This window comes from Neobacillus sp. Fa239 (assembly GCF_055395235.1).
Window position 1 is genome coordinate 1,327,124 of the sequence record NZ_AP041611.1, and the last position, 21,100, is coordinate 1,348,223.

General features: G+C 39.5%; 19 protein-coding genes. 18 read left to right on the forward strand and 1 reads right to left on the reverse strand.

What is annotated here, in order from left to right; all coding sequences use genetic code 11:
- Nucleotides 1-12: 12 nt before the first annotated feature.
- Complete coding sequence (locus ACZ5XR_RS06375; RefSeq protein ID WP_464500836.1) at nucleotides 13-489, reverse strand: N-acetyltransferase; 477 nt, start codon at nucleotides 487-489, stop codon at nucleotides 13-15.
- A gap of 243 nt (nucleotides 490-732) precedes the next feature.
- Between ACZ5XR_RS06375 and ACZ5XR_RS06380 the strand changes: the two genes are divergently transcribed.
- From ACZ5XR_RS06380 to murB, 18 genes are all read left to right on the forward strand, one after another.
- On the forward strand, nucleotides 733-2,070 hold the full coding sequence (locus ACZ5XR_RS06380; protein ID WP_464500837.1) for an acetyl-CoA carboxylase biotin carboxylase subunit: 1,338 nt from the start codon (nucleotides 733-735) through the stop codon (nucleotides 2,068-2,070).
- Nucleotides 2,071-2,083: 13 nt separating this feature from the next.
- Nucleotides 2,084-2,296: a biotin/lipoyl-containing protein gene (locus tag ACZ5XR_RS06385; RefSeq protein WP_464500838.1), complete on the forward strand. Its 213-nt coding sequence runs from the start codon at nucleotides 2,084-2,086 to the stop codon at nucleotides 2,294-2,296.
- Between the two features lie 23 nt (nucleotides 2,297-2,319).
- The gene (locus ACZ5XR_RS06390) at nucleotides 2,320-3,861 is read left to right on the forward strand and encodes an acyl-CoA carboxylase subunit beta (protein ID WP_464500839.1); all 1,542 of its coding nucleotides are present in this window, start codon (nucleotides 2,320-2,322) and stop codon (nucleotides 3,859-3,861) included.
- Between the two features lie 119 nt (nucleotides 3,862-3,980).
- Complete coding sequence (locus ACZ5XR_RS06395; RefSeq protein WP_464500840.1) at nucleotides 3,981-4,883, forward strand: 2-dehydropantoate 2-reductase; 903 nt, start codon at nucleotides 3,981-3,983, stop codon at nucleotides 4,881-4,883.
- Nucleotides 4,884-4,909: 26 nt separating this feature from the next.
- Entirely contained in the window at nucleotides 4,910-5,275 is a 366-nt protein-coding gene (locus ACZ5XR_RS06400; protein ID WP_464502237.1) for a DUF3397 domain-containing protein, read from the forward strand.
- 81 nt (nucleotides 5,276-5,356) lie between these two features.
- The gene (gene bshC, locus ACZ5XR_RS06405) at nucleotides 5,357-6,991 is read left to right on the forward strand and encodes a bacillithiol biosynthesis cysteine-adding enzyme BshC (RefSeq protein ID WP_464500841.1); all 1,635 of its coding nucleotides are present in this window, start codon (nucleotides 5,357-5,359) and stop codon (nucleotides 6,989-6,991) included.
- A 147-nt stretch (nucleotides 6,992-7,138) separates the two neighbouring features.
- On the forward strand, nucleotides 7,139-7,570 hold the full coding sequence (mraZ, locus tag ACZ5XR_RS06410) for a division/cell wall cluster transcriptional repressor MraZ (protein WP_464502238.1): 432 nt from the start codon (nucleotides 7,139-7,141) through the stop codon (nucleotides 7,568-7,570).
- Nucleotides 7,571-7,628: 58 nt separating this feature from the next.
- Nucleotides 7,629-8,561 (forward strand): 16S rRNA (cytosine(1402)-N(4))-methyltransferase RsmH, encoded by a 933-nt coding sequence (gene rsmH / locus ACZ5XR_RS06415; RefSeq protein WP_464500842.1) that lies wholly within the window; start codon nucleotides 7,629-7,631, stop codon nucleotides 8,559-8,561.
- Nucleotides 8,562-8,584: 23 nt separating this feature from the next.
- The gene (gene ftsL, locus ACZ5XR_RS06420) at nucleotides 8,585-8,950 is read left to right on the forward strand and encodes a cell division protein FtsL (RefSeq protein ID WP_464500843.1); all 366 of its coding nucleotides are present in this window, start codon (nucleotides 8,585-8,587) and stop codon (nucleotides 8,948-8,950) included.
- A complete protein-coding gene (locus ACZ5XR_RS06425; protein WP_464500844.1) occupies nucleotides 8,947-11,133 on the forward strand; it encodes a penicillin-binding protein in 2,187 nt (728 codons plus the stop codon). Before ftsL ends, ACZ5XR_RS06425 begins: the two co-directional genes overlap by 4 nt.
- A 95-nt stretch (nucleotides 11,134-11,228) precedes the next feature.
- Entirely contained in the window at nucleotides 11,229-13,148 is a 1,920-nt protein-coding gene (locus ACZ5XR_RS06430; RefSeq protein WP_464500845.1) for a stage V sporulation protein D, read from the forward strand.
- Between the two features lie 199 nt (nucleotides 13,149-13,347).
- On the forward strand, nucleotides 13,348-14,811 hold the full coding sequence (locus ACZ5XR_RS06435) for a UDP-N-acetylmuramoyl-L-alanyl-D-glutamate--2,6-diaminopimelate ligase (RefSeq protein WP_464500846.1): 1,464 nt from the start codon (nucleotides 13,348-13,350) through the stop codon (nucleotides 14,809-14,811).
- Entirely contained in the window at nucleotides 14,811-15,266 is a 456-nt protein-coding gene (locus tag ACZ5XR_RS06440) for a hypothetical protein (RefSeq protein WP_464500847.1), read from the forward strand. Before ACZ5XR_RS06435 ends, ACZ5XR_RS06440 begins: the two co-directional genes overlap by 1 nt.
- 1 nt (nucleotide 15,267) lies before the next feature.
- Nucleotides 15,268-16,242, forward strand: coding sequence for a phospho-N-acetylmuramoyl-pentapeptide-transferase (mraY, locus tag ACZ5XR_RS06445; RefSeq protein ID WP_464500848.1), 975 nt, complete (start codon nucleotides 15,268-15,270; stop codon nucleotides 16,240-16,242).
- Complete coding sequence (murD, locus tag ACZ5XR_RS06450; protein WP_464500849.1) at nucleotides 16,243-17,595, forward strand: UDP-N-acetylmuramoyl-L-alanine--D-glutamate ligase; 1,353 nt, start codon at nucleotides 16,243-16,245, stop codon at nucleotides 17,593-17,595.
- A 123-nt stretch (nucleotides 17,596-17,718) separates the two neighbouring features.
- Nucleotides 17,719-18,819 (forward strand): stage V sporulation protein E, encoded by a 1,101-nt coding sequence (gene spoVE, locus ACZ5XR_RS06455; RefSeq protein ID WP_464500850.1) that lies wholly within the window; start codon nucleotides 17,719-17,721, stop codon nucleotides 18,817-18,819.
- A gap of 122 nt (nucleotides 18,820-18,941) precedes the next feature.
- Entirely contained in the window at nucleotides 18,942-20,045 is a 1,104-nt protein-coding gene (gene murG / locus ACZ5XR_RS06460; RefSeq protein ID WP_464500851.1) for an undecaprenyldiphospho-muramoylpentapeptide beta-N-acetylglucosaminyltransferase, read from the forward strand.
- A 90-nt stretch (nucleotides 20,046-20,135) separates the two neighbouring features.
- Nucleotides 20,136-21,014, forward strand: a complete 879-nt coding sequence (gene murB / locus ACZ5XR_RS06465; protein ID WP_464502239.1) for a UDP-N-acetylmuramate dehydrogenase — start codon at nucleotides 20,136-20,138, stop codon at nucleotides 21,012-21,014.
- Nucleotides 21,015-21,100: the final 86 nt, after the last annotated feature.

Consider the following 21,100-nt stretch of genomic DNA (forward strand, 5'->3'; position numbering starts at 1 on the left):
CATGTCCGCTTTTTATTCGTGATGCTGCGGCTCGACACCTTCTGGATACCAGACAAGTGGATTTTCACCACGGTCGCGTTCCATATCATACTCAACAGCATCAAAGTCCATTTTTTTCCAAAATTCACTTGAATGGACTCTAGGATTTGTTTTAATAGGCAGGCCGAAACTTTTTGCAAATTCTACAAGCTGTTTTCCATAGCCTTTTCCTTGATATTCAGGCAAAACTTCAAGCTTCCAAAGCTCTAAATAATTTTGTGGCGGGTAGAAATAGCGGTCAAATTTCGTGTCAATTTGGTATAAACTCATTCTTGCAACAAGTGTGTCTCCAAAATAAACACCGTAAAATGGTGAGTCACTATCATCTTCCACCATATTTGCTTGTAAATCTTCCAGCATAGACAGCTCTTGAATTCCATATTGCTTAAATTTTTTAAACTCTTCAAGTGTTTTAAAATTCACTTTAAGTTTTTCAACCTTAGAACCCATATGAAAACCCCCTAATATTGATTGGTAATATTTACTTGCATATATCCATTAAATACTGAAAAACAAGAAAAGTAAAATATTTTTGAATTTAAATCCCGTAAAATCAATATCATTATATAACAAATAAATAAAAAATTCTTCAAATAACTTCAGGAAGCGTTTTCAAAATTTGCAGGAAATTCGGTGAATGTTGTAGAAACATATAATATGCAGGATTATAGTGGCAAGGAAAGGGGAAAAAAAGTGCAGAAAATTTTAATAGCCAATCGTGGAGAAATCGCCCTTAGGATAATAAAAACATGCCATAGTATGGGGATTGAAACCGTTGCAGTATACTCTGTGGCTGATCGTGAGATGCCATTTGTAAAAGCGGCTTCAAAGGCTGTTTGTGTTGGTGAGCCGCCTGTAAATAAATCTTATTTGCAAGCATCTAAAATTCTGGAAATCGCCAAAAGCGAAGGGGTAGATGGGATTCATCCCGGATACGGCTTTTTATCTGAAAATGCTGAATTTGCCGAAGCTGTTATGAAGGAAGGTATCACGTTTATTGGTCCAAACCCGGAAACAATTAAATTAATGGGTGATAAGATTGTTTCCAGGCAAACGATGGAGCAGGCTGGTGTTCCTGTTGTTCCCGGAAGCGGTCATGGATTAAAAACAGTGGAAGAAGCCTGCATGCTCGCTGAAAATATCGGATTTCCGGTGATGCTAAAGGCAAGCGGCGGCGGCGGCGGGATTGGTATGGTGCTTTGTGAAAATGAGCAAGCGCTCGTTAAATCCTTTACGGCGACAAAATCAAGAGCAATGGCCTATTTCGGCTCTGATGAGGTATTTATTGAAAAGTATATTGCAGATGCAAGACATGTTGAAATTCAGGTTTTTGGTGACAAGTCTGGCAACATTGTTCATTTGTTTGAAAGGGATTGCTCCATCCAAAGAAGACATCAAAAGGTAGTAGAGGAATCACCTTCACCCTTCCTTTCAAATGAAACGCGTGAAAAGATGTATAACACCGCGTTAAAAGCTTCAAAAGCGGTTAACTATATTAATGCCGGAACCATTGAATTCATCGTTGATGAACAGGAGAATTTTTACTTTTTAGAAATGAATACGCGTCTGCAGGTTGAACACCCTGTTACAGAACAAATTACTGGACTTGATCTTGTTAAATGGCAAATACTGGTAGCTAGGGGTGAAAACCTGCCGTTGTTACAATCCGAAATTACTTCAAGCGGACATGCGATTGAATTTCGTCTTTATGCGGAGGACCCAGTCCGGTTTTTGCCTTCGCCAGGGACCATTACTAAGTTTAATTGGGAACCAATAAATGGGGCACGCATTGATGCGGGCTATGATGAGGGTGGAAAGGTAACGCCGTTCTACGATCCGATGATAGCAAAATGCATATTTCATGGTGAAACTCGCAAAGAGGCATTATCTATTGCTGAACAGTTTTTTAAAAACTTGCAATTTGATGGAATAAAATCAAACGCACCCCTTTTTCTCAATATTCTGGGAAATGAAGATTTCCAGGATGGCCGTTATACAACCAACTTTTTATCAAACATATTAGTGAAATAAGGAGAGAGATAAAATGAGAGAAATTAAAGCTTCAATGGCAGGTACAGTACTAAATATTTTTGTAGAGAGCGGTGAACAAGTAACAATCGGCCAGGAAGTATTAATGCTTGAATCAATGAAAATGGAAATCCCGATCGAAAGTAGTGCACAGGGAATCGTGAGAGAAATAAAAGTAAATATCGGTGACTTTGTAAATGAAGATGATGTTTTATTTGTAGTGGAATAGCAGCAACGTTAGGAGGAGAGCAATTGGCTACAACCAATACTTTAAATGAAAAATTAGCAGAAAATCGAAAAAAAATAGAAGCAGGCGGGCAGCCAAAATATCATGAAAAGCTGAAGGAACAGAATAAGATGTTTGTCCGCGACCGTCTTTCTTTACTCTTTGATGAAGGTAAATATGAAGAGGATGGAAAATTTGCAAATTTTAAAGCAGAAGATTTACCTGCGGATGGCGTGGTAACGGCGATTGGGAAAATTAATGGTCAAACCGTTTGTGTAATGGCCAATGATTCAACCATTAAGGCTGGCTCCTGGGGAGCACGAACGGTTGAAAAAATCATTCGAATTCAAGAGACGGCGGAAAAGCTGAAGGTTCCTTTATTTTATCTTGTCGATTCGGCAGGTGCGAGAATAACTGACCAATTGGAGATGTTTCCAAACCGCCGCGGTGCAGGTAGAATTTTTTATAATCAAGTAAAGCTTTCAGGCATGATTCCTCAGGTTTGTATCCTTTTTGGGCCATCTGCTGCAGGGGGGGCCTATATTCCGGCATTCTGTGATATTGTCATTATGGTTGATCAAAATGCCTCGATGTACTTAGGATCGCCAAGGATGGCGGAAAAAGTAATTGGTGAAAAGGTGACTCTCGAGGAAATGGGCGGAGCCCGCATGCATTGTTCTGTTAGCGGGTGTGGGGATGTTCTGGCCTTTAGTGAAGAAGAAGCCATTGAATCTGCAAAAAAATATATCGGATATTTTCCTCCGAGCTTTAAAGAAAAAACGAAAATGGCCGTTGGTTTGGAACCAAAAGAAGGTCGAGAATTGGAGGCCATTATCCCTGAAAATCAAAATGCACCGTTTGATATGTACGAATGTATCGATCAAATTGTTGACAATGGCAGCTTTTATGAGATTAAAAAGTTGTTTGCCGGAGAGCTGATTACGGGACTTGCGAGAATTGATGGCAGAGCAGTGGGAATTATCGCAAATCAGCCGAAGGTTAAAGGCGGTGTCTTATTTGTCGATTCTGCCGATAAAGCAGCCAAATTTATTCAGCTTTGTGACGCTTTCCATATTCCATTATTATTCCTAGCCGATGTACCTGGCTTTATGATTGGGACAAAGGTGGAACGCGCCGGAATTATCCGCCACGGAGCAAAGTTAATTGCCGCGATGAGTTCGGCAACCGTTCCAAAAATCTCAGTTATTGTAAGAAAAGCATATGGTGCAGGACTTTATGCAATGGCTGGCCCAGCGTTTGAACCGGACTGCTGCATAGCTCTGCCAACTGCACAGATCGCGGTAATGGGACCTGAAGCCGCCGTTAATGCGGTATATTCCAATAAAATAAACGAAATTACCGATCCAAAAGAAAAAATTGCCTTTGTCCAAGCAAAGCATAAAGAATATAAAGAGCACATTGATATTTATAAATTGGCCTCAGAACTCATTGTCGATGAGATTGTGGCGCCGTCGGAATTGAGAGATGTCTTGATCCAGCGCTATCGCTTCTATGAAACAAAAGATATGAATTTCAGTAATCGCAAGCACCCCGTTTATCCGGTATAAACAAAAAATCCCTTTTCGTTGCCTTTACGAAAAGGGATTTTTTGCAATTTAAATAGTTCCAAAATTCCAATTATCTTTGGTAAAATATAAAGTGAATGATGAAAAAAAGAGGGATTAATATGAGAGTTGCGATTATAGGTGCAGGTTCCATTGGGCTTTTATTTACTTCATATATAAGCAGCGTTTTTAAGGTTACACTTTATACTCGTACAAAAGCACAGGCAGAGGAAATAAATAAATTGGGGCTTATCCTAAAAAAAGATGCAAAAATATCGAAAATGCATGTTGATGCCAAACCTATTGAAGAATGGGAAGGAACAGAGGATTTCGCCATCTTGACAGTAAAACAATATCAGCTGGAATCCATTATTTCCAAGTTCAATCAACTTCCTGTCTATCCAAAGAACCTTTTATTTTTGCAAAACGGAATGGGGCATTTAAAACTGCTAGATAACCTGGAAGCAATGAATATTTTTGTTGGAACCGTAGAACATGGTGCCTATCGTGAAAATTCCATTACTGTCAGTCATAATGGTGAAGGAGTGACGAATGTTGCAGTCTTGAAGGGCAATCCTGCTCTATTATCACACTTTGCTTCCTATGTCCCCGCTAATTTTCCATTTGTCATCAAGGAAGATTATTACCGAATGCTGACTGAGAAGCTAATTGTGAATGCCGTCATCAATCCGTTAACTGCTATTCTTGATGTAAAAAACGGCGACCTTATCAGCAATATGTTTTATTTGAAAACAGTAGAAAACTTATTTGCAGAAATTTCCCTGATTTTAAAATTAGAAAATCTGGAAGAGAACCTAAACAAAATCAAGAATATTTGTCAGCTGACAGCTGATAATCGCTCCTCGATGCTTAAAGATCTTGAAGCAGGAAGAAGGACAGAAGTGGATGCTATTTTGGGCTTTTTGCTGGAGGAAGCAAAAAAGAGACAAATAGCAGCCCCATTGATTAATAGTTTATTCTGCCTGATTAAAGGAAAAGAATATGCAAGAGGTGATCTTTTATAATTGCCGGACTCATTACCGTCTTAACCATTTTTTTTACTTTTCCACTGCTTCCATTCATCCTTGTTTATATTTTTGTTAGAATGGTAACGAAAAACACCAAAAAAGCGATTCATAAAGCGTTGGATTTTACGACTATCTTCTTTATTATCGCGGTGCATTTTTTGATTTTAGCCATATTGGGAAAATCCCTCTTATGGTTAATCTTTATCTTTTTGCTAATAAGTGCAATGTTGTTTGTTATACTACATTGGAAAATAAAAGGTGAAATTGTTTATGGGAAAGTTGTAAACGGGTTTTGGAGATTTACTTTCATTTTCTTTTTTGCAGCCTATTTTGGACTGACCCTGTTTGGCTTTGTTTTCCGTGCGATTCAATTTACTTTTTACTCGTGAGCATAGTTTTTTTTCAAAAGCGTTGGTTAATGCTATACTCTTAAAAGAATGAAAATGGTTGATTAGAAAGGGAGTACATAAATGGAGATTCTAAATCTCTCTTTACCTGCTACAAATCGATTTGCTTCAAATTATTTAGCACAAACAGCTGAAATTCAGCAATTTTTTCATTACCGTTATAATCAATTGTCTGATGATTTGGAACGATTAACAGAATTACAATCCAGAAGATTTCACCGCAGTGAGCTTGCAGGATATATTAAAAACTTTATGCAGCGCTATCCAACTTCTGAAGCTGTCGAGAAATCACTTGGAAAATTGCAAGAAAACAATAGTGTCGTTGTGATTGGCGGGCAGCAGGCCGGAATATTAACCGGACCGCTCTATACGATTCATAAAGTCATTTCAATTATTAAATTAGCTGAAGAAAAAGAAAAGCAGCTAAAGGTTCCGGTTGTACCGGTATTCTGGATTGCCGGAGAGGATCATGATTTCCAAGAGGTCAACCATGTTTTTGTACCTGTGGAAGAAGGGGTAGATAAATGGCAGTATCCCGAAAAAATGCTCCATAAGAAAATGGTTACCGATGTTACGATAAACAAGGAAATCTGTCGGACCTGGATGGAAAACTTGATAGAGAACTTTGGAGAAACCGCCTATACGAATCAACTTTTAGCCTTTGCCGAGGAACAAGCAGAGAAATCTCAAAACTTTGTTGACTTTTTTGCTAACATCATTATGGAACTGTTTAAGGATTATGGATTATTAATTGTTGATTCCGGGGACCGGGAATTTCGCCAGCTGCAAAAAGAATATTTAACAGAACAACTAATCCATCACAATTCGATCACTTATTCATTATTAAAACAACAAGAATCTATCAGTCAAAATGGCTACCCTCTAACCATTGAGGCAAATGAGCAAGCAGCAAATATGTTTTATTACGATGAAAAAAGACAGGAACGAATTCTTTTGGAATATGATTGTGAAAACGAGCGATTTGTGGGTAAAAGTGGAGCCGTTGTCTTCTCAAAAGAGGAACTTTTGGAATTAGCTGCAAATAATCCAGGTCAGTTGAGCAATAATGTGGTTACCAGACCATTAATGCAAGAATGGCTTTTCCCAACAATTGCTTTCATTGCAGGCCCTGGTGAAATTTCCTATTGGGCAGAACTTAAACTGGTTTTTGAATCTTTTCATCTCAAAATGCCGCCAATTGTGCCAAGGTTAAACATTACTTTGCTAGATCGTTCTGTAGAAACAGATCTAATTGAATTGAAATTAAGCTTGCCCGAAATTTTAATGAGAGGTACTGCTAATGAAAAAGAACTGTTTCTGCATTCGATTAAAGACCGGGAAGCGGAAGCTTTATTTTCAGAAGCAAAGGAACGGCTTCGAAGCCAATATCGACTGATTGAAGCAAAAACAGCCGAGCTTGATCGTGGGCTTCTCCCGTTATTGGAGAAAAACGAGCAATACTTATTAAAAGAAATTGCCTTTATGCAAACAAAGCTGGATGAGGCGGTTAAACGAAAACATGAGATCATATTGAAGAAATTTGCCCGCGTAGACTTATCGTTAAGACCTGACGGCTTTCCCCAGGAACGAATTTGGAATGTGTTTCAATACTTAAACCAATTTGGACTTTACTTCGTTAAAAATTTAATGGAATTGCCTTTTGAGTTTGATGGAAAGCATAAGGTTATTAAGATGTAGAAGGAACTTCACCTAATGTGTGAAGTTTTTTTTTTGATATTTTTCTGGATTAAAAAGGAATTTCAAACTTTAGGACGAATTTTTAAAAATAGGTGGAGGAAAGTGGGGGAATGTGGTACTCTAATAAAAGAAAGTGGGGGCTACGGGATGTTTATGGGCGAGTACCATCATAGCATTGATATCAAAGGCCGTTTAATTGTGCCCTCCAAATTTCGTGATGAGCTTGGCGAAATGTTTATCATCACAAGAGGTTTGGATCAATGTTTGTTTGGTTACCCGCTAACAGAGTGGAGCCTTTTGGAAGAAAAGTTAAAAGGTTTGCCATTAACGAAAAAAGATGCCCGTGCATTTACCCGTTTTTTCTTTTCAGGTGCTACGGAAAGCGAACTGGATAAACAAGGAAGAATCAATATTCCTGCACCACTACTTCAATATGCGAAACTAGAAAAAGAATGTGTGATTTTAGGCGTTTCCAATCGAATTGAAATTTGGAGTAAACAGATTTGGGAGGACTACTTTGATCAGTCTGAAGAATCTTTTGCCGAAATCGCAGAAAATATGATTGGATTTGATATATAGTGGAAAAATTATATGGATAATCAATTATATTTGTTCGATTGGAAAAGGATGGTTTTTGATGTTTGAACATACAACAGTGTTATTAAACGAAGCGGTTGAAGGGTTAAATATTAAACCTGACGGCATTTATGTGGATTGTACATTAGGCGGGGCAGGGCACAGTTCCCTTATTCTCTCGAAACTTGGGGAGAACGGAATTCTGTTTGCCTTTGATCAGGATGAGACAGCAATTGCAAATGCTAAAAGAAAATTAGCTGACTTCGGTGATCGACTAACCATAATTAAAAGTAATTTTCTATATTTGAAGGACGAGCTAAGCAAACGTGGAATTGAAAAGGTCGATGGTGTTTTATATGATCTTGGAGTGTCTTCACCACAATTAGACACACCCGAGAGAGGATTCAGTTATCATCACGATGCGCCACTGGACATGAGAATGGATAATGACGCCAATGTTTCTGCTTACGAAGTGATTAATCACTGGTCATATGAAGAATTAGTGAAAATATTTTTTAGGTATGGTGAAGAGAAATTCTCCAAGCAAATTGCTCGAAAGATTGAAGCGGCCCGCGCATCAAAACCAATTGAAACGACGGCAGAATTAGTCGACTTAATTAAGGAAGCAATCCCCGCGCCTGCCCGAAGAAAAGGTGGACATCCGGCCAAACGAATTTTTCAAGCAGTTAGAATTGCCGTGAATGACGAATTATCTGTTTTTGAGCAATCACTAATTCAGGCAATTGAAATGTTAAATACCGGTGGTCGAATTAGTGTGATTACGTTTCATTCTCTGGAGGATCGAATTTGTAAGGCGACTTTTAAAAAGGAAAGTGAAACCCCTAATTTGCCACATGGTCTGCCAATCATCCCTGACGAATTTAAACCAAAATTAAAATTAATCTCACGTAAACCGATTCTTCCATCTGAAGAGGAATTAGCGGCCAATAACCGCGCTCGTTCTGCCAAACTGCGTATAGCAGAAAAATTATGAAAAACTAATTGGAGGGGTCAGGTTTGAGTAATCTTGCCAGGAATATTCAGGAACAACAACAGCAACAGGAAAAAGTAACAATCCAAAACACAAGTACAGTAAAAATCAAAAAGCACTGGCTTACTCCAGGAGAGAAAATAATTGGTATGATGTTTGCCGGAATGGTTTGTTTTGGTGCCGTTCATATCATTTCAACTCAATCTCAAATTTATGAGGTAAATAAGGGAATCCAAGAAACTGGTTCCTCGATTGAAGCACAAAAGAAGGAAATTAATGACTTAAAGGTTCAAGTAAGTGAACTTAGTCAATATAGCCGTATTGAGGCAAAAGCCAAGAAAATGGGACTTTCATTAAATCCAAATAACATCAAGGTTGTGCCAGCGAAATGATTAGAAAACAGCCCTATATGAATTTCGGAGCAGCGATATTATTTGTGATATTCGGACTGCTCTTTTTTGTATTAATTTTTAGGTATTTTTCGATCGAGATTTCCGGAGAAGTCGACGGTCAGGTGCTTGCGGCTAAGGCGAAGCAAAAATATACAAGAGTGGGGACAATTGACGCGGTCCGAGGCAATATCTATGACCGCAACGGTGAAATTATCGCAGAGGATACTGCCTCCTATTCACTGGTTGCCATTCTCAGCAAGAAAATGACCGTAAATCCAAAAGATCCACAAAATGTTGTCGACCCACAAAAGACGGCGATGGAATTGGCAAAATATATAAAAATGGATGAATCTGAGATTTATAGTCGATTAACAAAAAAGGAGTTTCAGGTTGAATTTGGCAAGGCAGGGCGGGATATTTCTCTGCAAACCAAATCGGCAATTGAAAAATTGAAGCTGCCTGGTATCACTTTTATTCGTGATACAAAACGCTTTTATCCAAATGGGGTATTTGCCTCCCATGTCATCGGTTACACTGACCCGGAGAAAAACGTTGGAGAAATGGGAATTGAGAAGTCGTTAAATTCCTACTTAACCGGTAAAAATGGAAGCTTGAATTATGAAAGTGATTTATGGGGATATTTGCTTCCAGATAAAAAAGAAAAAATAACTCCCGCAAAAGATGGAAACGATGTTTATTTAACTATTGATAAAAAGATTCAAACGTTTTTAGAGGATGCAATGAATAATGTTGCGGAGGAATATAAGCCGAAAAAAATTATTGGTATTGTTGCCGATCCGAAAACGGGAAAAATATTAGCGATGGGTCAACGGCCAACCTTTGACCCTAAAACGAAAGATGGAATCACTGACAGCTGGCATAATGAAGCGATTGAGGATTCTTATGAACCTGGCTCAACAATGAAAGTATTTACGCTTTCCGCTGCAGTAAATGAAAATGTGTTTAATCCAAATGAGCTCTATAAATCTGGTTCTTATCAGGTTGCACCAAAGGCTCCTTATATTCATGACCATAATTATGTAGGCTGGGGAACGATTTCCTATCTAGAGGGAGTCCAACGTTCATCCAATGTAGCGTTTGCAAAAATTGCCAATGAAAAATTGGGCTTTGACCGCTACCGTCAGTACTTAACTAAATTCGGTTTTGACAAACCAACAGGAATTGAACTTCCGAATGAAACTTCGGGGAAAATAATGTTTAATTATCCGATTGAAAAAGCGACTACGGCTTTCGGTCAAGGAACAGCCATCACACCAATCCAGCAAATCCAGGCAGCAACTGCAGTGGCTAATGGCGGAAAAATGATGCAGCCGCATATTGTTGATAGAATTGTAGACCATGATACTGGAAAAATAATAAAAGATGTTCAGCCGAATGTCGTCTCGACACCTATTACCGATGAAACAGCTAAAAAGGTCCGAGATTACTTAGAAACGGTCGTTACCTCAAAAAATGGGACGGGTCATCGGTACAAAATTCCTGGCTATGATGTGGCTGGTAAAACAGGAACGGCCAATATACCTGGGCCAAACGGTTATTTAACAGGCCCTTCGGATTATATTTTTTCATTTTTAGGAATGGCTCCTAAAAATGATCCGAAATTAATTGTGTATATTGCAGTCCAACAGCCAAACATTGATAATTATGAATTGGGATCAATACCGGTTTCAGAAATTTTCGATCCTGTCATGAAAAATAGTTTACAATACTTAAATGTCCAGCCTGCCAAGCAGGATAAACCGACTGCGGAGGAAATATCAGATTTCTCTGGTCAATCAGTTAAGGATACTGTGAAAACATTGACTGAGGAAGGCTTTAATCCAGTTGTAATCGGAAAAGGTACTAAGGTAACCGCCCAGCTCCCTTTACCAGGGACATCCATTATCGATGGAGAGAAAGTAATCATTCAGACGGACGGAGAAGCTTTAGCGCCCGACATGACCGGCTGGTCCCTTCGTGATGTCATGAAGGTAGTAAAGCTGACCGATTTAAAGCTTCATATAAGCGGCAGCGGTTTTGTCGTGAAACAGAGCATTGGGCTTGGAGGAAGTCTAAGAAGTCAGGATGATTTAATCATTCAGCTGCAAACACCGGAGGAACAGGCTAAAAATAAATCATCTCCATCAAAGAACGATAATTCTCAGAATGACGTGAAGGATTAATGAAGAGGCTGATGAAGCCTCTTTTTCTTCGTTCTAATTAAATTTGTACAAGCATATAAATGGAACGACCACTTAAAGGAGGATCGTCCAATAATATGCGAGTTTCCAATGTAACTGTCCGTAAACGGTTAATGATTGCACTGTTCGTAGGAATTCTTATTTTTTTCATTATTGATGTCCGGCTGGGGTATGTACAGTTCTTTCTGGGCGATATGCTGACCAATCGTGCAATGGATTCATGGAGCCGAAATATTCCATTTGAACCTGAACGTGGTGAAATTGTGGACAGGAATGGCGTTGCCTTGGCAACAAACATTAGTGCGCCAACAGTTTGGGTTGTACCGAGGCAGGTCAAAGACCCGGCTGGAGAAGCAGAGAAATTGGCTTCCGTGTTAAAAATGTCTAAAGAAACAGCCTACAGGGAAATCACCCAGGGGCAATCCATAGTTCGAATTAAAGAGGGAAGGAAAATTTCCCATGAGAAGGCAAAGGAAATCAGGGCTTTGGGACTTGATGGTATTTATATCGGTGAAGACTCGAAGCGATATTATCCGTTTGGGAGCTATCTTTCCCACGTACTTGGCTTTGCCGGGATCGACAACCAGGGTTTAATGGGCTTGGAAAAATATTACGATAAAGAGCTTAGCGGTAAGCGAGGAGCCGTTAAATTTTACGCCACTGCCAAAGGATCGCGAATGAATAATATGCCGGATGATTATAATCAGCCAACAAGTGGTCTTGATTTGAAATTAACAATCGATACTAAAATCCAAACGATTGTTGAAAGGGAATTGGATATAGCCGAGGCTAAATATCATCCTGATGGAATTGTTGCGATCGCCATGAATCCGAATGATGGGGAAGTATTAGCGATGTCCAGCCGTCCTACCTTTGACCCAACTAATTTTAGAAATGTTCCACAAGAAGTGTACAATCGAAACCTTCCAGTTTGGTCTACGTATGAACCGGGTTCTACTTTCAAAATTATCACATTAGCTGCAGCTTTAAACGAAGGAAAAGTAAACTTAGAAAAGGAACAATTTCATGACCCTGGTTATGTAACGGTTGCGGGGGCGAGGTTAAAATGCTGGAAAAGGGGCGGCCACGGGAGTGAAACATTTTTGCAGGTAGTCCAAAACTCCTGTAACCCTGGTTTTGTAGCCTTAGGAGAACGATTAGGCAAAGATAAATTATTCCAATATATTCGCAATTTCGGTTTTGGGCAAAAAACTGGAATCGATTTACAAGGAGAAGGAACAGGAATTTTATTTAATTTAAATCGGGTCGGACCGGTGGAATTAGCAACGACAGCGTTTGGGCAGGGAGTATCGGTAACTCCGATTCAACAAATAACAGCTGTTTCAGCTGCGATAAATGGCGGAATCCTGTATAAGCCTTATATTGCCAAGGAATTAATTGATCCTGTCACCCAGGAAGTCGTCATGAGAAACACTCCTGAAGAAAAAAGAAGAGTAATATCTGAAAAAACTTCAGCAGAAATGCGGAAAGCGCTCGAAAGTGTTGTAGCACAAGGTACTGGTGGAAAAGCATTTATCGATGGCTATCGCGTCGGCGGAAAAACAGGGACTGCCCAAAAAGCTCAAAATGGACATTATTTAGAGAACAATTTTATTGTATCCTTTATCGGCTTCGCACCAGCCGATGACCCACAAATTATTGTTTATGTGGCTGTCGATAATCCAAAAGGAACAGTGCAATTCGGGGGTACGGTTACCGCCCCAATTGTAGGAAGTATCATTAAGGATGGACTTATGTCCATGGGGGTACCGCCAAGAAAAAATCAAATTGAAAAGAAAAAAACCTGGTTGGATACGCCGTTAATAACACTGCCGGATTTAACAGGATTAACAAAAGAGGAAATCAGTGAGCAGCTGTTAAATCTACAAATTGATTCAAGCGGTGATGGGGATGTAGTAGTAAGGCAATCCCCTGAGCCTGGATCGAAGTTAAAAGAAGGATCAAAAATAAGACTTTATTATGGCGAGGGTGAATAACTTATATTGTAATGGGAATTGGCGGTGGGAAACAGTTTTCCGCCGCCTATTTTTTCTCTGGCAATGATGGTAAAATAGAAGTCGGTGTTATTTTTATGTAAAATAAAGTGAAACTTTCTTCAGCAGACTTTTGCGATACATTCTTGGCCCGATAGAAAATCCATAATGTATGAAAGGTCATGAGAGGATTTGAGAGAAGATGAAGCTACAAAGGTTACTTGAACACTTGCATTCATTCATCCCGTTCTCGGGAGCAAATCCAGAAATTACGTCGCTGGAAAATGATAGCCGGAAGGTTCAAAAAGGCAGTCTTTTTATTTGTATAAAAGGCTATACAGTGGACGGCCATGATTTTGCCTTGGATGCGGTAAAAAATGGTGCTGCTGCCATCCTCGCTGAAAAAAATCTGCCACTTGACGTACCTGTTATTATAGTAAAGGATACCTTTAGGGCGATGGCTGTTTTGTCCGACGCATTTTACTCGCAGCCCACAAAAAAACTGAAGTTAATCGGGATCACGGGAACGAATGGAAAAACGACCACCAGTCATTTAATCGAAAAGATTTTTGCTGAAACAGGCTATAAGACAGGTCTTATTGGGACAATGTATACAAAAATCGGTGATGAAATCATTGAAACCAAAAATACCACTCCAGATAGCTTAACATTGCAAAAGAATTTTGGGCGGATGGTGGAATCAGGAATTGACCTGGCTGTTATGGAAGTTTCATCCCATGCCCTTGATATGGGGAGAGTACATGGCTGTGATTATGATATCGCCATATTTACAAACTTAACCCAAGATCATCTCGATTACCATCAAACAATGGATGAATACCAGCGAGCCAAAAGTTTATTGTTCTCCCAGCTTGGTAATTCTTTTGATAAAAATAGACCGAAATTTGCCATTCTGAATGCTGACGAACCATCAATGGCTTTATTTGAAAAATCAACTGCAGCACATGTAATTACATATGGAATCGATCATGAAGCAGATATCCGAGCTGTAAACATACAAATGACATCTTTAGGTACAACCTTTGATTTAATGATTGATAAGGTATGCTATCCTATTAGTATTCAGTTATTAGGCAAATTTAATGTCTATAATGTTTTGGCAAGTATTCCGGCGGCTCTAGTATCTGGGGTACCAATTAATAAGATTATCAAATCGATTGAAGGAATTCATGGTGTGGCTGGACGATTCGAGCTGGTTAATGCCGGGCAGGATTTCACCGTTATCGTGGATTATGCCCATACACCGGATAGTTTGGAAAATGTATTAACAACTATACGGCAATTTGCTAAACGCAAAATTTTTGTCATTGTTGGTTGTGGAGGTGACCGCGATCGGACAAAAAGGCCATTGATGGCGCAAATTGCATGCCGATTTGCGACCAACCCGATCTTTACTTCTGATAATCCAAGAAGTGAAGATCCGTTGGCGATTTTAAATGAGATGACCTCCGGTGTTCAAGGACAAAATTATTTAGTTATACCTGATAGAAGGCAAGCAATTATAACGGCTGTCGGGCAAGCAGGAGCAGATGATGTTATCTTAATTGCGGGGAAAGGGCATGAAACCTATCAGATTATTGGCCAAAACGTATATGATTTCGATGACCGGCTTATCGCTCGAGAGGCAATTAAGGGGAGAGAGTAATGTATTTAGCTTTCAATGATATAGCCAATCTGATTCCGGATAGGAAAGGCACAATCGATGAAAACTTATTATTTTATACGTTAAGTGATAATGCCAATGCGCCTTTAAAGAAAGGAATCTTTGTTCCGTTATCAAAAGAATCCGGCGAGCTCAAACAAGCACTTGCGAATGGGGCGATTGCGGCGATTTGGAATAAAAATTTAATTGTTCCATCGTATACTCCTAATCAATTCCCGCTATTTTTGACAGATGACCCGGCAGAAGCAGTAGGAAACATCCTACAACGATACTTAGAAAAATTAGATGGAGAAACAAATAAGACAATGAATATTACTAAATTTGATTTTTTAACAAAAAAACTTCATACCAAAAATAATGAAACATATGATATTGACGCGATGGTAACAAAAGCAGCGGCTGCCAGTATGAATGCTCAAATAGAAAGGAGGGGATAAAATGCTGGAGCAAGTTATTTTTTTCACTATTTTAATGTCGTTTCTAATCTCAGTCCTGCTTTCTCCCCTTTTTATTCCCTTCTTAAGAAGGTTAAAATTTGGACAAAGCATTCGTGAGGAAGGGCCGGAATCCCACCAAAAGAAAACAGGAACACCAACGATGGGTGGAATCATGATATTGTTTTCCATTATCATTACCACATTGGTCATGACTGGGAAATTTTCTGCACCAACTGTGAAAACCTATTTGTTGATCCTTGTCACATTTGGCTTTGGTCTCCTTGGTTTCCTTGATGACTTTATCAAAGTTGCCTTGAAAAGGAATTTAGGCTTAACATCAAAACAAAAGCTGCTAGGACAAATTATTATCTCTGTTATTTTTTATTTCATTTATAAACAGAATGGGTTCCCGACTGAAATTACGGTTCCATATAGCGGATTTTCCTTTGATTTAGGCTGGTTTTATCTATTATTCATCATTTTCTGGCTTGTTGGATTTTCAAATGCAGTTAACTTGACGGATGGATTAGATGGGCTCGTATCCGGTACGGCTGCGATTGCTTTTGGAGCCTATGCCGTTCTTGCTTGGAACCAATCGCAAGTGGAAATTGCGATTTTCTCAGTGGCAATCGTTGGGGCTGTTCTAGGCTTTTTAGTCTTTAACGCCCATCCGGCAAAGGTATTCATGGGTGACACAGGATCTCTTGCACTTGGCGGAGCCATTGCTGCGATTGCGATATTAACTAAGCTTGAGATATTGCTAATCATTATTGGCGGAGTTTTCGTGATTGAAACACTATCCGTTATTCTTCAGGTCATTTCCTTTAAAACAACAGGGAAACGAATTTTTCGAATGAGTCCATTGCATCATCATTATGAATTAGCAGGATGGTCAGAATGGCGGGTTGTGGTCACTTTTTGGAGTGTTGGTCTAATTCTAGCGATTCTAGGAATCTATATCGAGGTGTGGTTGTAATTGAAACAGATTGATACGTATTGTCATAAGAAGATTCTTGTTCTCGGGCTGGCTAAAAGCGGGGTAACTGCTGCTGCTCTTCTACATAAGCTTGGTGCTTTTGTGACCGTAAATGATAAAAAGCCGCTGGAGGAAAATCCAGAGGCTCAAGGATTATTAGAAGAGGGTATAAAAGTAATTTGTGGTGAACACCCGATTGAGCTATTGGATGAGGGGTTTGAACTGATTGTAAAAAACCCGGGTATTCCTTATACCAATCCAATCATTGAGGGAGCGCTTGAAAGAGGAATTCCCGTTATAACCGAAGTGGAGCTGAGCTATCAAATATCTGAAGCGCCGTTTGTCGCCATAACGGGAACGAATGGGAAAACGACTACAACGACCCTTGCATATGAAATGTTAAACCAAGGAAATAAACAGCCGTTAATAGCAGGAAACATCGGTACTGTTGCATCTGGAGTTGCCCAAACTGCAACGAAAGAAAATACGATCGTGATAGAATTATCTTCATTTCAGTTAATGGGTATTAACTCGTTTAACCCTAAAATCGCGATTATTACCAATATTTATGATGCCCATTTGGATTATCACGGCACAAGACAGGAATATATAAAAGCAAAGGCGAAAATCACTCAAAATCAAACTGAGAATGATTTCTTAATCGTTAATTATGATCAGGAAGAGACGATGGAAATTGCGCGTCATTCCAAAGCAAAGATCATTCCTTTTTCAACGAAGACAGTACTTCAAGAAGGGGCCTATGTACAGGATGAATGGATTTGCTTTAATGGCGAAAAAGTAGTGCCGCTTGAGAATATCGCTTTACCGGGCGTACATAATCTTGAGAATATTTTATCGGCGATGGCCGCTGCAAAGCTGGTTGGTGTCGAAAATTCAGCAATCGGTGAAGTTCTTAGAACGTTTACAGGTGTAAAGCATCGTCTTCAATTTGTTGCAGAAATGAATAACCGAAAATTTTATAATGATTCTAAAGCTACGAATATTTTAGCAACAGTCAATGCCCTATCTGCATTTGACGCGCCAATCATCTTATTGGCAGGTGGGCTCGACCGCGGAAATGAATTTGATGAGCTTATTCCTTATTTGAAAAATGTTAAGGCATTAATTTCATTCGGACAGACAGCTCCAAAAATAGAACGGGTTGCAAAGGAAGCAGGAATAAATAAACTAAAGCGTGTCGATAATGTTGGAAAGGCAGTACCTGAGGCCTATCAATTATCTGAACCGGGCGATGTTATTTTGTTGTCTCCTGCATGCGCAAGCTGGGATCAATATAAAACTTTTGAAGTCAGGGGAGACATTTTTATCGAGGCAGTGCATATGCTTAAGTAAGGGCTTGTCCAAAGAAAAGCTAAAAGCGCTTGTTAAGTGAAGTACGTTTACTGCACAGCGCTCGAGCTAAACATTTTTTAAATTACCGCTTAGCCCTAAAACACGTAGTTGAGGTGTATAGTGGTGCCGACAAAAAAAACAACTCCTGATTTTATTTTGATGATCGTGACCTTCACGCTGCTGGCAATTGGGCTAATCATGGTGTACAGCGCTAGTGCTGTATGGGCCGAATATAAATTCCACGATCCCTTCTTTTTTGCAAAGAGACAATCCCTTTTTGCAGGGATTGGGATTGCAGCGATGTTTTTCATTATGAACGTCAACTACTGGACATGGAGAACATGGGCAAAAACGATCTTAATTGTTTGTTTTGTTTTGTTGGTTCTTGTGTTAATTCCCGGAATTGGCAATGTTCGAAATGGATCTCGAAGCTGGATAGGTGTAGGCGCTTTTTCGATACAACCATCAGAATTTATGAAATTGGCGATGATTGCTTTTTTGGCTAAATTCTTATCTGAACGGCAGAAATTAATTACCTCCTTTAAAAAAGGGCTGATTCCATCCCTTGGGCTTGCTTTTATCGCCTTTGCGATGATTATGCTCCAACCGGACCTTGGAACGGGAACAGTAATGATTGGAACCTGTGTCGTAATGATTTTTGTTGCCGGAGCCCGTACCAGCCACTTTGCTTTCCTTGGATTATTAGGAGTTGCCGGGTTTGTTGGATTAATAATTTCTGCTCCCTATCGAATGAAACGGATTACTTCTTTTATGGACCCGTGGTCGGATGCTCTGGGGAGCGGCTTTCAAATTATTCAATCCCTATATGCCATTGGTCCTGGAGGGTTATTTGGGCTTGGTCTTGGTCAAAGCAGGCAAAAGTTTTTCTACTTACCGGAACCGCAAACTGATTTTATTTTCGCGATTCTCTCAGAAGAATTGGGGTTTATCGGCGGTTCATTCATTTTATTGTTGTTTGCCCTTCTTTTATGGCGGGGAATCCGCATCGCATTAGGTGCTCCGGATTTATATGGAAGCTTTCTAGCAGTAGGGATTATCGCAATGGTGGCTATACAAGTGATGATTAATATCGGTGTAGTAACAGGGCTAATGCCGGTGACAGGGATTACACTCCCATTCTTAAGCTACGGAGGATCCTCATTAACATTAATGTTAATGGCCATCGGTGTTCTTCTTAACATTAGCCGATATTCAAGATATTAAAATCAAACCCTGTGATCAAGCAGGGTTTTTTACATTTCGATAACATTCTTTTTTCAATTCCTTTCTTTTCTTTGTTTTTATAGTAGAATGGTGTAAGTGTTAAATTGTTAAGAGGTGGAGATATGAAAATAGTCATTAGCGGCGGAGGGACAGGTGGACATATATATCCTGCTCTTGCCCTTATTCGTGAAATCCAAAAGGAAGCAAAAGATGCGGAATTTTTATATATTGGCACAAAAAACGGACTTGAAAGCAGTCTTGTTCCACGAGAAGGCATTCCTTTTCAATCCATACATATTACCGGATTCAGAAGGAAGCTTTCCTTTGAAAATATTAAAACCATTTATCGTTTTCTTAAAGGTGTAAAGGATAGCAAAAGAATCCTAAGAGAATTTAAACCTGACATTGTCATTGGGACTGGAGGATATGTTTGTGGACCTGTTGTGTATGCGGCCGCAAAGCTGAATATTCCAACGATCATTCATGAGCAAAACAGTGTACCGGGTCTTACCAATAAATTTTTGAGCCGTTATGTCAAAAGAATTGCCATTTGTTTTCATGAAGCAAAGCAATATTTCCCTGAGGAAAAGGTAGTATTTACAGGAAACCCGCGGGCCTCTGAGGTCATTGGAAAAGACGGGATCCGCGGCCGGATTTCGGTTGGTTTAAGCACGACGCAGCCGACAGTGTTAATATTTGGCGGCAGCCGCGGTGCGAAACCAATTAATGAGGCTGTGGTTAAGGCTTTATCGGATTTGGGTGGAAAATCGTATCAAATTTTGTATATTACAGGTGACGTCCATTTTGAAGATGTAAAAAAAGAAGTAGAATTAGTTGGGAACCCGCGCAATGTGGTGATTAAGCCATTTTTGCATAATATGCCGGAAGTTCTAGCAGGCGTTGATCTGGTTGTTTCAAGAGCAGGTGCGACTACCTTAGCGGAAATTACTTCACTCGGTATCCCAAGCATTCTAATTCCAAGTCCTTACGTAACCAATAACCATCAAGAGAAAAATGCGAGATCCCTTAGTGAGCAAGGGGCTGCTCAAGTATTATTGGAGAAAAATTTAAATAACAAAAGCCTTGTGGAGCATATTGACCATATTTTGCTTAACAAGGACCATTTAAAGGAAATGAAAACAAAGGCAAAAAAAATCGGTGTGCCTGATTCTGCACATAAACTGTACGATTTAATGAAAATGCTTGTCAAAGAAAATCAAAAGTAGACCAATATTATTTTTCGCATAAACTGAACTAACATGGATTTAGAAAGATAGGTGAACTAGGTGGACGGATTATTGACTCAATTACAAGAAATGAACGTGGGTAAGGTGAAAAAGGATGAACTACTTGCCAATCACACGACTATAAAAATTGGCGGTCCGGCTGATCTTTTTATCGAACCTTCATCAACGGAAAACCTGATAAAAGTGATGGACGTGATCCAAAAAACGAATCTGCCATGGCGGGCGATAGGGAGAGGTTCCAATCTATTGGTATCGGATAAGGGAATTGAAGGTGCAGTAATCAAACTAGGCTCAGGCCTTGAGAAACTTTCCGTTAACGGAACGGAAATTACGGTGGGCGGAGGCTATTCGCTTGTGAGCTTAGCAACGAAAATAAGCAAAATGGGATTATCCGGACTGGAGTTTGCGAGCGGTATTCCCGGTTCAGTTGGCGGAGCTGTATATATGAATGCAGGAGCACACGGGTCTGATATTAGCAAAATATTAACCCGTGCGCTGATTTTATTTGAGAACGGAAAAATGGAATGGCTTTCGAATGAAGAAATGGAATTCACCTATCGGACCTCTGTCTTGCAGAAAAAAAGGCCGGGAATTGTTGTCGAGGCTGAATTTAAGCTTGATGAAGGAGAAAAAGCCTCTATCGTATCACAAATGCAAAAAAATAAAGATTATCGCAAAGAAACCCAGCCCTGGAATTTCCCTTGTGCGGGCAGTATCTTCCGCAATCCTCTGCCAAATTATGCAGGCAAACTGATTGAGGCAGCAGGTCTAAAGGGCTACAGTATTGGCGGTGCAAAAATTTCAGAAATGCACGGGAATTTTATTGTAAATGCTGGAAATGCAACTGCAGGTGATGTGCTTGCATTAATTCAACATGTAAAGGATATTATTTTCCAATTATATCAAGTGGAAATGGAAACAGAAGTAGAAATAATCGGTCGTAAATAAGAAGAAATTCTCGTCTGAATGACAAATATTGTGGTATAATTATTAATCATAAATAAGGTATAAAAGCTGAAGAAATTGAATGACGG

Coding starts and splice junctions, on each gene's coding strand:
- ACZ5XR_RS06385 (WP_464500838.1), top strand. CDS start 2,084: ATGAGAGAAATTAAAGCTTCAATGGCAGGTACAGTACTAAATATTTTT.
- mraZ (WP_464502238.1), top strand. CDS start 7,139: ATGTTTATGGGCGAGTACCATCATAGCATTGATATCAAAGGCCGTTTA.
- murB (WP_464502239.1), top strand. CDS start 20,136: ATGAACGTGGGTAAGGTGAAAAAGGATGAACTACTTGCCAATCACACG.
- ACZ5XR_RS06395 (WP_464500840.1), top strand. CDS start 3,981: ATGAGAGTTGCGATTATAGGTGCAGGTTCCATTGGGCTTTTATTTACT.
- ACZ5XR_RS06435 (WP_464500846.1), top strand. CDS start 13,348: ATGAAGCTACAAAGGTTACTTGAACACTTGCATTCATTCATCCCGTTC.
- ACZ5XR_RS06440 (WP_464500847.1), top strand. CDS start 14,811: ATGTATTTAGCTTTCAATGATATAGCCAATCTGATTCCGGATAGGAAA.
- ACZ5XR_RS06375 (WP_464500836.1), bottom strand. CDS start 489: ATGGGTTCTAAGGTTGAAAAACTTAAAGTGAATTTTAAAACACTTGAA.
- bshC (WP_464500841.1), top strand. CDS start 5,357: ATGGAGATTCTAAATCTCTCTTTACCTGCTACAAATCGATTTGCTTCA.
- murG (WP_464500851.1), top strand. CDS start 18,942: ATGAAAATAGTCATTAGCGGCGGAGGGACAGGTGGACATATATATCCT.
- ACZ5XR_RS06430 (WP_464500845.1), top strand. CDS start 11,229: ATGCGAGTTTCCAATGTAACTGTCCGTAAACGGTTAATGATTGCACTG.
- ACZ5XR_RS06425 (WP_464500844.1), top strand. CDS start 8,947: ATGATTAGAAAACAGCCCTATATGAATTTCGGAGCAGCGATATTATTT.
- mraY (WP_464500848.1), top strand. CDS start 15,268: ATGCTGGAGCAAGTTATTTTTTTCACTATTTTAATGTCGTTTCTAATC.
- rsmH (WP_464500842.1), top strand. CDS start 7,629: ATGTTTGAACATACAACAGTGTTATTAAACGAAGCGGTTGAAGGGTTA.